The sequence below is a fragment of the uncultured Enterovirga sp. genome, assembly GCF_964242715.1.
Classification (GTDB): Bacteria; Pseudomonadota; Alphaproteobacteria; order Rhizobiales; family Beijerinckiaceae; genus Enterovirga.
Genome location: NZ_CAXTAZ010000050.1, coordinates 25,290 through 36,180, shown reverse-complemented (window position 1 = coordinate 36,180; position 10,891 = coordinate 25,290). Strand labels below are relative to the sequence as shown.

The window sequence follows — 10,891 nt, the reverse complement described above, 5'->3', positions numbered from 1 at the left end:
CCCCCGGCCGGCGCCGCCGCCGCGACGGGGTCGCCGCGCGACGGGGCGGGCCCGCTCGGGCAGGGCGACCGGACCGTCGTCATCGACGGGGACCGGCAGGGCCATTTCCTGGCCGGAACGGCGGTCGAGGGCCGGCATCTCACCATGATGGTCGATACCGGCGCCACCATCGTCGCGCTGACGCACGAGGACGCGGCCGCGGTCGGGATCCGGCCGGCTCCCACCGACTATCGCGCCCGGATGTCGACCGCGAATGGCGAGGTCGCGGCGGCCCGTGTCCGCATTCGCGAGATCCGGATCGGGGAGATCTATGTCCGGGACGTGGACGCCGTCGTCATGCCGCGCGGGCGCCTCCGCACGAGCCTCCTCGGCATGTCCTTCCTGCGCCAGCTGCGCGGCTTCGACATCGCGCAAAACCGGCTTACGCTGCGCGGCTGAGCCGGCGCGTGAGCGGCGGCCGGGCTTGACGCCGGGCTTCGGCTCCGGCCAACCCGCCGCATGACCCTTCCGGACGTCACGGACACCGTCTCCAGCCTTCGCGACCGCGTGGCGGCCTGGCGTTCGGCCGGGCTCGGCATCGCGCTCGTGCCGACAATGGGGGCGCTGCATGAAGGGCATCTCGCGCTCGCCCGGCGAGCTCGGGAGGTAGCCGACCGCGTCGTCGTCTCGATCTTCGTCAATCCGAAGCAATTCGGCCCGGCCGAGGATTTCGAGCGCTATCCGCGAGCCGAGGCGCAGGACCGGGCACTCCTGGCCGGCCTTGCCGACCTCGTCTTCGCGCCGAGCCCCGCCCGCATGTATCCGCCGGGCTTCTCCACCACGGTCTCGGTCGAGGGGCCGAGCGCCGGGTTCGAAGGCGATGCGAGGCCGGGCCATTTCGACGGCATGACGACGGTGGTGACGAAGCTGTTCCTCCAGGCCGCGCCCGACATCGCCGTCTTCGGCGAGAAGGACTGGCAGCAGCTGCAGGTGGTCCGCCGGCTCGTGCGCGACCTCGACCTGCCACTCCGGATCCTGGCGCATCCAGTGGTCCGCGACGAGCATGGTCTCGCGCTCTCGTCGCGGAACGCGCGCCTCTCCGCCGACGAGCTCGCGCTGGCGCGCCGGCTCAACGTCGTGCTGGCCGAGGCGAGGGACGAGCTCCGCCGCGGAAGGCCGGTCGAGGAGGCGCTGGCGGCGGGCCGGCGCGAACTCGCCGAACTCGGTTTCGGGCCGCTCGACTACCTCGCTCTGGTGGACGGCGACACGATCGCGCCTCTCCGGAGCCTCGACGGCGAGGCGAAGGCGCGCCTGCTCGTGGCCGTCCGGCTGGGGCCGGTCCGGCTGCTCGACAATCTCGAGGTGCCGGGCCCGGGCAGCGGCGCGTGAAGCCGGGCACGATCAGGCGTCGTTAACCATCGTCGGGCAGGGTCGATCGGGACGATTTTGGTCGGGGACGCCCGATCGCGACCCAGAGCAGGCCCGATGATCCCCACCGTACAGGGCGACCTGCCCTCGAATTTCGCGGCCCGGCTCGCACTCTATGAACTGGATGCCGGGGCGCTCGGCCAGCTCGCCGCGCTCTGGCCCGTCACCCAGCCCGCGCTCCGCGAGGGAATGGCTCGCTTCCTGGCGGCGGAGATCAAAAACCCGGCCGTAAGCGAGCTCTTCCGCGCCCATGGCGAAACCCTCTGCCGACGCGAGGAGGAGCATCTCAGCCGGGTCCTGTCGGGACAACTCGACCGGTCCTATGTGGAATCGGCCCGCCGCCTCGCCGAGGAGCACGAGCGCCTCGGCGTCTATGCCCGCACCCGCCTCTTCGCCGGCAACATGGTGCGGCGCACGATCCTGACCGCCGCAGGCCGACGCTATCGCTTCTCGGGACGGCGCGTCGCCGAGATCGGCTCGCTCGTGGCGCGCGCGCTCGATTTCGACATCGCGATCTCGATGACGGTGCAGCAGGACGCAGCCCTCAAGGCGTCGGAGAGCCGTCGCGAGACGGTGGAGGGCGCGATCAGGGAATTCGAGCCGACGATCGGCGCCGTGGTCGAGGCCGTGACCAAGGCCTCCGACGCGCTCCGGGTCTCCTCGGCCGAGATGCGGGGCGTGGTCAGCGAGACCTCGCTCCGGATGGCGTCGGTGACGCGGGTCTCGGGCGAGGTCGCGGCCGGCATCGAGGACACGGCGGCCGCGACCGAGCAGCTCGCGGCCTCGATCACCGAGATCGGCGCCCAGAGCGACGGCAGCCTCCGCCTCGCCCAGAGCGCGAGCACGGACGCGGAACTCTCGATGGCGAGCCTCGACGACCTCGCGGCCGCCGCCCAGGCGATCGGCTCGGTCGTTGAGCTGATCTCGACCATCGCGGCGCAGACCAATCTCCTGGCGCTGAACGCTACGATCGAGGCGGCCCGGGCCGGCGAGGCCGGGCGTGGCTTCGCGGTCGTCGCCGCCGAGGTGAAGGCGCTGGCCGGCCAGACCGCCAAGGCGACGGGCGAGATCTCGCGCCAGATCGCCTCGATCCAGGAATGCACCCGCCGGTCCATCGACCAGATCGGCGGCGTCTCGGCGCTGGTCGCCAGCATCTCGTCGGCCGCGACCGCGATCGCGGCCTCGGTCGAGGAACAGGGCGCGGCGACCCGGTCGATCTCGGAGGGGATCCGCCGCATGGCCGCCACCACCACGGACGCCTCCGACGACGTCCGGGCCGTGGAAGGCGCGAGCGGCCGCAACCTCGCCGCCGCCGACGACATCGTCGGCTGGACCGAGCGCCTCTCCGCCGGAGCCGGCGACCTCGAACGCGACGTCGGCCAGTTCTTCACCCGGGTGCGCGGCACGGGGTGATCCCCCCTTCGCGGAACCCGGAACCTACGGAAGCGCGGCGGAAAAGGAAGCGATCCAGGAACGTGTGCAAGCCGTGGGCTCCGGGTTCGGCGCTCCGCGCCGCCCCGGAATGAGGTCGGCTGCCCTATTTACTCGCCACCCCGGCCCGCTTCACGGCCCAGAGCAGGTTCGACTCGTTCGGACGCCAGCGATACCCGACGCCGAAATCGATCTTGCCGGGCGGGCTCTTCCGGTAGAGGTCGCGCAGCTTCGGCTGGCCACGACCCGAGAAGAGGCTGATCGGCCCGAGATAATGGCCGTAAGGCTTCAGGTCCCACCGTTTGTCGTCGAAATAGGTGACCGGGATCCCGGAATCGTCCTCGAGGATCGCGGCGCTCCGCTCGAGAAGGAAGTCCCGCACCTGCGAGAAGTTGGGCAAGTGCATCAGGTAGGAGGCGCTCTTCACGAGCGCGTTGCCCTCGCCGAGCTTTGCGCCGAGCTTCGCGAGATGGCCGCCCGAAAAACCGTCATTCGCGATGTTGGTGCTGAAGTAATAGAGAACCTGCTCGCGCCCATCCGGGCCTGCGAAGACGATCTTCGCCCCCTCCGCGCCGGTTTTCCCGGCCGGCCGCGGGCCGGCGATCGCCTCGCCGGTCTCGTCGAGATGGATCAGGCTCGCGTCCCGGACGGTCTTCCCGGAGCGGGAGAGGAAGACGTAGAGGACCGGCAGCGTTCCGTTGAGCGGCGAGGCGCGGAGCTGGCCCTGCATGTTCTTGGTCAGGAAGAAGCTGATGCGGAGGATCGACCGGAGCGAGATCTGCAGCGCGCCGAGGCCCTGATTGACCCCGGCCCGTGGCATCTTCAGGACGTCCGGGATGTTTCCGACCGGCTCGAGCCCGGCCATGACATAGGTGGTGGCCTCCGGGAAAAAGGCGTTCGCGTAGAGGAAGTCCGGCCCGCTGAACATGTAGTAGAGGACCGGCCGCTTCACGGTCAGGTTGGCGCTGGACCAGGCCCTGACCTTGCCGAGCGTGCGAGCTTCGACATTGGCGAAGGCGCCGTTGAAATAGGCCGAATGCTGCTTCCACCTCGGCTCGGCCGCGAGCGGCTCGAGCGGAGAGCCCGCCGACGGCTGCAATCCGGCGAGGAACCGGGCGGTGTCGTCGGGCGTGGCATTGCCCTGGCTCCAGGCCGGGGCCGCGAGCAGCAGGATGCTCGCGAGAAGGACGAGGATCCTCATTTCGTCGCCGTGCTCTCGGCCGCTCGCGGCGATTGCAGACGTGCGGCAAGGAAGTAGATCAGGAGCCCGGCCAGCATCATCAGGAAGCCGGCGAGTGACTCCATCGGCCGGTTGGTGACGAGGTAGAACATCATGAAAGCGGTCACGGCGAGGAAGATGACGGGGGTCACGGGATAGCCCCAGGCCCGGTAGGGCCGAGGCAGGTCGGGACGGGTGATGCGGAGCTTTATCACGCCGAGCACGGTCAGGAACGAGCAGAAGATCAGGCTGAACTGGATGAAGTCGAGCACGGCCTCGAAGCTCTGCGTGAAGAGGAGCAGGCTCGACACGACGACCTGGAACAGGATCGCGGGACCGGGAACGCCGTTCCGCCAGCGGACCGAGAAGATGCGGAGGAACGGGTTGTCCTCGCCCATCGCCATCGCGACGCGCGGGCCGATCCACATCATCGCGCTGATGGTGGAGACGAGCCCGAGGCAGATCAGCCCGCCGACGAGCCGCCCGCCCGACTCTCCGAAGATGTGCGTGCCGGCGATGACGGCGACGTCGAGTTGGCCGACGAGTTTCGAGATCGGCGTCGTGTAGAGGAAGACGGCGTTCAGCGCGATGTAGAGCGCGACGACGATCAGCGTTCCCCAGAACAGGGCGCGCGGCAGGGTCCGGTGCGGGTCCTTGAGCTCGCCGATGATGTAGGTCGCGGCATTCCAGCCGGAATAGGAATACATCACGAAGATGAGGCTGATCGCGAAGGGCGCGCTCAGGATGAGCGCCGGATCGACCGCGCTCGGCGCGAAGCTGATCGGCTGCCTTTCGCCGAAGGCGAAGCCCGCCACGATGAAGGCCACGATGAGCGCGAGCTTCACGACCGTCGAGACGATCTGGAACAGGCTGCCCTGGCGCGTCCCGGCGAGATGGACGAGCGACACGAGCCAGATCACGGCGAGGCCGAGCAGGAGGGGCGGCGCCGTGGGCACCATCGCCTTCGCGTATTGTCCGAAAGCCAAAGCGGCGAGCGCGACCGGTGCCGCGAAGCCGACCGTCGCCGAGAGCCATCCGGCCAGGAACCCGACCGCCGGATGGTACGAGCGGGTGAGGAAATTATACTCGCCGCTCGAGCGCGGAAACATCGAGGCGAGTTCGGCGTAGCAGATCGCCCCGCAGAGCGCGACGACGCCGCCCACGAACCAGAGCAGGACCAGCGAGAAGCCGGACGTGATGTCCTTCACCTGGAAGCCCAGGCTCGTGAAGACGCCCACGCCGACCATGTCGGCGACCACGATGGCGGTCGCCGCGACAGTGGTAACGCTGGGTACAATCGTGCCGTTCGCGGCCGGTAACGTCATGACGAGCGCCGCAACGGCCTCCAAAATGCCACACTGGACTCTCTTTGAGGACGGCACGCTTTACAATGTCATTTTCCGGTTGTGCTGCACCGCGAGAAACGGTGTGCTCATCGGGTCACAAGAGCGAGCGGGTTCTGATAACGGGTTGGCAACCATGCCGACCTATCGTGGCCGGGTCCGGCGAAGACCGTTCCGGTCTGATGGGGGTTGAATGAGGCTTTTGGAGGCTCGGCAACGGCGGGACGAGGCGTGGGTCGCCGCTCGTCCGGTTGCCTGCTCCTCAGGTCGCCTCCTCCGCTCCCGTATCGTCGCCGATCCCGATCCCGTCTTCGACCTCGGCCCGGACCCGTCCGACGCAGCCGCTTGGGACGCGGCGCCGCTCCCGCTCTCCCTCTCGCCTCTCCCCTCCGGGGGCTCACTCCGAAGCTCCGGTCGATGGGGGCGCGACCTCGGTCTCGCGGGCGCCGCCGCCCTCGTCGCGACCGTCGGGCTCGCCGCCTGTTCCGGCGCCTTCCAGAACGCCGCGCCTGTGCCCATCGTCGCGACCTCCGAGGCTCCGGCCCGGGTCGCCGCCGTCGTCGCGCCACGAATCCTCCCCGCCCCGGCCGTCGCGGCCGAAATTCTCGTCCAGGAGACAGCCGCGACGTCGGCCGCCTCGCCGCAGCCTGCGGCCCCGCCTTTCCTCCCCAGCGGGGAGGTGATGAATGCCTTGATGCAGGGCGGAGGACCCGACGCGACGGCGAGCTTCGTCGCGCCGCCGGCCCGCCCGAGGGAGTTCGCCGCCGAGCCCGCCAGGATCCGCACCGCCCGGCTCGAGGATGGCGGGCCCGCCTCTTCGCTGTTACGTCAACCCGCCACCCGTCCCGCGGGCGGGCTCCGGCAGAACATCACCCGGCTCGTCCAGTTCGAGACGGCGCCCTTCCCCTATGACGGCATCGTGCCGGGCACGCAGCAACCCTTCCTGAACACGGAACAGGGCGAGGAGCGCGGCCACCGCACGGGCCGAGGCCGGGTTCTCCTCGAACAGGAGACCTTCAGCGACAACCGCGTCCTCACCCACATGCCGCAGGGCTTCGACGTCGACCGCCCGGGCGTGATGGTGGTCTTCTTCCACGGCCACGGCGCCATCCTGAAGCGCGACGTGCAGAACCGGCAGCAGGTGCCGGCGCAGATCACGGCGTCCGGCGCCAATGCCGTGCTGGTCGCGCCGCAATTCGCCGTCGATGCCTCGGATTCGAGCGCCGGCCGGTTCTGGGAACAGGGCGGTTTCGCCCGCTTCCTCGACGAATCCGCCAAGCAGCTCGCCCGCCTCCAGGGCGACCCGGCCTCGGCCGAGAAGTTCGCCGCCATGCCGGTCGTGATCGTGGCCTATAGCGGCGGTTTCGTGCCGGCCGCCTATGCGCTGCAGGCCGGCGGCGCGAAGGAGCGGGTGCGCGGCGTCGTGCTTCTCGACGCCATCTACGGCGAACACGAGAAATTCGCGAGCTGGGCCGCCTCGACCAAGAACGGCTTCCTGGTCAACGCCTCGACGAACTACACCAAGGCCCAGAGCGTCGGCCTCGAGCGTCTGCTCGCCGCCCGCGACGTGACCGTGAGCACCGAGCTGAAGCCGAGCCTGTCGCGCGGGGGGGCCACCTTCCTGTCGACCGGCGGCGAACACAGCCACCGGGACTACGTGACCCAGGCCTGGACCGCGAAGCCGATCGCCGACATCCTTTCCCGCCTTCCGGAATACCGGCTGCGCGGCGGTGGCGACGCGGTCGCCACGCTCGACAGCGGCTCCCGCAGGCAGCGCAGCGCCGCGGCGCAGTAGGCGCCGCCGCCTGGACCGTCACATTCCGGGGCTCGCGGAGCGAGAACCCGGAACCGACGGCACGCACGCGCTCTGCGGACTTCTTGCCCTTCCGCTCTTCTCCATGGGTTCCGGGTTCCGCTGCGCGGCCAGGAATGGCGTGAGGAGGAGCCCGCGCTGACCTGTCAGCGCGCCTTCAGGAACTCCGGTACGGCGAGGAGCACGAACTCGTTGTCGTCCGCCTTGTTCGGCTCGCGGCTCGACGAGAAGGGCAGGTTGTTGTCGTTGCCGACGATGATGTGGTCGGCATCGACGATCTCGACATTCTCGATGGTGAAGAACGGGAAGGCGAGCGCGCCGTCGGTGAGCGGCTTGCAGGCCTTCTTGTCCGGGTCGGCCATGCGCATCAGGTCGACATGGCCGATCTTGCGCGCCGGCTTCCCGGCCTGGGCCTCGCCCATCTCGATCTTGTAGACGCGCTTGAACTTCGGCAGGTCGTGGAAGCAATCGGGCCGGCGCTGGCCCGCGGGGCAGGCCTTGTCGGCCGTGCCCTCGCCGTTGTCGCGCTCGATGACGAGCGCGGTGGTCGCGTCGATCATGTTGAAGTCGCCGATCGCGTTGCCGTTCGCCTCCAGCACGTATTTCCAGTGCCGGCCCGTGTACTTCCCGGCCGCGACGTCGAATTCGAGGATGCGGAGATATTCCTTGCCGCCCTCCTTTTCCCAGTCCTTGGCCTCGGCATTCCAGACCGGGCCTTCGAGCAGCGGGTAGAGGAAGCGGCCGTCGGGCGAGGAGGCCATGCCCTCGAACCCCTTCGAGCGCCGGACCTGGAACTCGACCGCGCCGCCGGGGACGGCCGGCGTCGTCACCGCGGGATGGTCGGGCGAGCGCACGACCTTGCCGTCGACCTCGGTCTCGAACACCGCCTCGATCGCGCCGCTCATGTCGGCCCGGATCAGGTAGGGCCCGAATTCCTCGCCGATCCAGATCTTGCCGCCGACGACCTGAAAACTCTCCGGGTCGAAATCGGACCCGGTCAGGTAGCGGGTCGGCGTCCCCTCGTTCGCGATCCGGAACGGCACCTTCCGGTTCGGGTCGCGCAGGAACACGGTCTCCTTGCGGTCGACGTTGCCGGTCGCGAAATCGATCGCGTAGCGGTTCAGGTAGAGCATGGCGTCGGGCGAGTTCGCCTTGGCGCCGGCGCCGTTGTCGGTCAGCACCCAATAGGTGCCGTCGGCCATGCGCTTGATGCCGGAATGGCCCTGAAGCGGCTGGCCCCGGAACGGCATCTTCAGCCCGGTCGGGCGACCGAAGGAGGTGCCCTCGACGGTGCCGACCGCGTCCACGCGCTTGCCGGTCGTGAACTTGCCCCAGTTCCGCAGGTCCTCCGGCGCGTCCGCCGGCGCCTCGATGAAGCTGTCGGCCGGCAGGAGCGCATGGCCGGAGAGCTTCGCCGGAAAGGCCTGGTCGGCGAAGGCCGGAGCGGCCGAGGCCGCCGCGAGCGCGAGGATGAGGGGGAGCGCGGTGAGGCAGCGGGTCATGTCGGGGCCGTGGTGGGTGGCGAGGTGGCCCTTAAGCGCTGCCGTCCATGACGGGCGTGCGACACACCCGACGGAAGCCCGACCTCGATTGACAACCGCATGACGGCGTCCCACCTTCGTGTCGTTCCGAGGGGGGTCCCGCGAGGGGGCTGAGATACGGGTGAGCCCGTGACCCTTGAACCTGATCCGGGTCATGCCGGCGAAGGGACGGGAACCGGCGACGCCGCCCTTCCGCCCCGACTCCTGCACCCGCACGGCCGCGACCGGCCAGGAGGAGACGCGCGATGACCATCCATGTCGAGAAGCCGAAAGGCGTGCCGCAGAGCGTGACGACGGGCCCGATCACCGGCTCCCGCAAGGTCTACGCCTCCCCTGCCGGCCATCCCGCCATCCGCGTGCCGCTCCGCGAAATCACCCTCTCCGACCCGCTCGAGCCGCCGGTCCGGGTCTACGACCCCTCCGGCCCCTATACCGAGACCGACTCGCGCATCGACCTGCTGCAGGGCCTGCCCGGCATCCGCGACCCCTGGATCGCCGCGCGCGGCTACCCGGCCATCGCGCCCCGGCAGGTGAAGCCGGAGGACAACGGCAACATCTCCCCCGACAAGCTCGTCGCCGCCTGCCCGGCCGAGCGCGTCATCCGCCGCGGCGAGACGGGCCAACTCGTCACGCAATACGAATTCGCCCGCGCCGGCCTCATCACGGAGGAGATGCGCTACGTCGCCCATCGCGAGAACGTGGCGCGCGACGCCGCCCGCGAGGAGGCCGAGGCCATCATCGCCGACGGCGAGTCCTTCGGGGCCGAGATCCCGGCCCATGTGACGCCGGAATTCGTCCGCTCCGAGATCGCGCGCGGCCGCGCCATCATACCGGCGAATATCAACCACCCCGAGGTCGAGCCGATGGCGATCGGCCGGAATTTCCTCGTCAAGATCAACGCCAATATCGGCAATTCGGCCGTCGTCTCGACCGCGGCCGACGAGGTGGAAAAGCTCGTCTGGGCGATCCGCTGGGGCGCGGACACGGTCATGGACCTGTCCACCGGCCGCAACATCCACAACATCCGCTCCTGGATCATGCGGAACTCGCCGGTGCCGATCGGCACGGTGCCGATCTACCAGGCGCTGGAGAAGGTCGACGGCGACCCGCTCAAGCTCGACTGGGAGGTGTTCAAGGACACGCTGATCGAGCAGGCCGAGCAGGGCGTCGACTATTTCACCATCCATGCCGGCGTCCGCCTCGCCCACGTGCCGCTGACGGCGCGCCGCACCACCGGCATCGTCAGCAGAGGCGGCTCGATCATGGCGCGCTGGTGCCTCGCCGGGCATCGCGAGAGCTTCCTCTACGAGCGGTTCGACGAGATCTGCGACATCATGCGGGCCTATGATGTCTCGTTCTCGCTCGGCGACGGGCTCCGCCCGGGCTCGATCGCGGACGCGAACGACGCCGCGCAATTCGCCGAACTCGAGACGCTGGGCGAACTCACCAAGATCGCCTGGGCCAAGGGCTGCCAGGTGATGATCGAGGGCCCCGGCCACGTGCCGATGCACAAGATCAAGGTGAACATGACGAAGCAGCTCGCCGAATGCGGCGAGGCGCCCTTCTACACGCTCGGGCCGCTGACGACAGACATCGCGCCCGGCTACGACCACATCACGAGCGCGATCGGCGCCGCCCAGATCGGCTGGTTCGGCACCGCCATGCTCTGCTACGTGACGCCCAAGGAGCATCTCGGCCTGCCGAACCGCGACGACGTCAAGGTCGGCGTCATCACCTACAAGCTCGCCGCCCACGCGGCCGACCTCGCCAAGGGCCACCCGGCCGCCCAGGTCCGCGACGACGCGATCTCGAAGGCCCGTTTCGACTTCCGCTGGGAGGACCAGTTCAACCTCTCCCTCGACCCGGACACGGCCCGCTCCTACCACGACGAGACCCTGCCGAAGGACGCCCACAAGGTCGCCCATTTCTGCTCCATGTGCGGCCCGAAATTCTGCTCCATGAAGATCACCCAGGACCTCCGCGCCGAGGTTTTGGCCATGGGCGACAACGCGGTGGCGGACCTGCAGGCGAAGGCCGCACAGCTGACCCGCGGCGAGGCGGAGGCCGGGATGGCGGCGAAGAGCGCGGAGTTTTTGGCGGAGGGTGGGAAGTTGTATGTGGAGGCGGGGGAGTAGTA

Annotated in this window: 8 protein-coding genes and 1 riboswitch; of the genes, 5 read left to right on the top strand and 3 right to left on the bottom strand. The window is 69.3% G+C overall.

Going from position 1 to position 10,891, the window contains the following annotated elements:
* The 3 genes from ACFE87_RS20055 to ACFE87_RS20045 form a co-directional block, all read left to right on the top strand.
* Nucleotides 1-438 (top strand): TIGR02281 family clan AA aspartic protease (locus ACFE87_RS20055; protein WP_375461429.1); only part of this gene is annotated, 438 nt, incomplete at its 5' end.
* Between the two features lie 60 nt (nucleotides 439-498).
* The gene (gene panC / locus ACFE87_RS20050) at nucleotides 499-1,368 is read left to right on the top strand and encodes a pantoate--beta-alanine ligase (RefSeq protein WP_375461428.1); all 870 of its coding nucleotides are present in this window, start codon (nucleotides 499-501) and stop codon (nucleotides 1,366-1,368) included.
* A 96-nt stretch (nucleotides 1,369-1,464) separates the two neighbouring features.
* Entirely contained in the window at nucleotides 1,465-2,820 is a 1,356-nt protein-coding gene (locus ACFE87_RS20045) for a methyl-accepting chemotaxis protein (protein ID WP_375461427.1), read from the top strand.
* Nucleotides 2,821-2,944: 124 nt separating this feature from the next.
* On the opposite strand, the gene ACFE87_RS20040 is transcribed toward ACFE87_RS20045, so the two are convergent.
* Entirely contained in the window at nucleotides 2,945-4,039 is a 1,095-nt protein-coding gene (locus ACFE87_RS20040) for a hypothetical protein (protein ID WP_375461426.1), read from the bottom strand.
* Complete coding sequence (locus tag ACFE87_RS20035; protein ID WP_375461425.1) at nucleotides 4,036-5,382, bottom strand: APC family permease; 1,347 nt, start codon at nucleotides 5,380-5,382, stop codon at nucleotides 4,036-4,038. Before ACFE87_RS20035 ends, ACFE87_RS20040 begins: the two co-directional genes overlap by 4 nt.
* 211 nt (nucleotides 5,383-5,593) lie before the next feature.
* Here ACFE87_RS20035 and ACFE87_RS20030 point away from each other — a divergent pair, with 211 nt between their 5' ends.
* Complete coding sequence (locus tag ACFE87_RS20030; protein WP_375461424.1) at nucleotides 5,594-7,195, top strand: alpha/beta hydrolase; 1,602 nt, start codon at nucleotides 5,594-5,596, stop codon at nucleotides 7,193-7,195.
* A 164-nt stretch (nucleotides 7,196-7,359) separates the two neighbouring features.
* On the opposite strand, the gene ACFE87_RS20025 is transcribed toward ACFE87_RS20030, so the two are convergent.
* Nucleotides 7,360-8,715: an esterase-like activity of phytase family protein gene (locus tag ACFE87_RS20025; protein ID WP_375461423.1), complete on the bottom strand. Its 1,356-nt coding sequence runs from the start codon at nucleotides 8,713-8,715 to the stop codon at nucleotides 7,360-7,362.
* 119 nt (nucleotides 8,716-8,834) lie between these two features.
* A riboswitch (TPP riboswitch) is annotated at nucleotides 8,835-8,940 on the top strand.
* A 59-nt stretch (nucleotides 8,941-8,999) separates the two neighbouring features.
* Here ACFE87_RS20025 and thiC point away from each other — a divergent pair.
* Nucleotides 9,000-10,889: a phosphomethylpyrimidine synthase ThiC gene (thiC, locus tag ACFE87_RS20020; protein WP_375461422.1), complete on the top strand. Its 1,890-nt coding sequence runs from the start codon at nucleotides 9,000-9,002 to the stop codon at nucleotides 10,887-10,889.
* The last annotated feature ends 2 nt before the right edge of the window (nucleotides 10,890-10,891 follow it).

What these genes read in the sequence shown, in the direction of transcription:
- panC (WP_375461428.1), top strand. Translation starts at nt 499, where the DNA reads ATGACCCTTCCGGACGTCACGGACACCGTCTCCAGCCTTCGCGACCGC.
- ACFE87_RS20045 (WP_375461427.1), top strand. Translation starts at nt 1,465, where the DNA reads ATGATCCCCACCGTACAGGGCGACCTGCCCTCGAATTTCGCGGCCCGG.
- ACFE87_RS20040 (WP_375461426.1), bottom strand. Translation starts at nt 4,039, where the DNA reads ATGAGGATCCTCGTCCTTCTCGCGAGCATCCTGCTGCTCGCGGCCCCG.
- ACFE87_RS20035 (WP_375461425.1), bottom strand. Translation starts at nt 5,382, where the DNA reads ATGACGTTACCGGCCGCGAACGGCACGATTGTACCCAGCGTTACCACT.
- ACFE87_RS20030 (WP_375461424.1), top strand. Translation starts at nt 5,594, where the DNA reads ATGAGGCTTTTGGAGGCTCGGCAACGGCGGGACGAGGCGTGGGTCGCC.
- ACFE87_RS20025 (WP_375461423.1), bottom strand. Translation starts at nt 8,715, where the DNA reads ATGACCCGCTGCCTCACCGCGCTCCCCCTCATCCTCGCGCTCGCGGCG.
- thiC (WP_375461422.1), top strand. Translation starts at nt 9,000, where the DNA reads ATGACCATCCATGTCGAGAAGCCGAAAGGCGTGCCGCAGAGCGTGACG.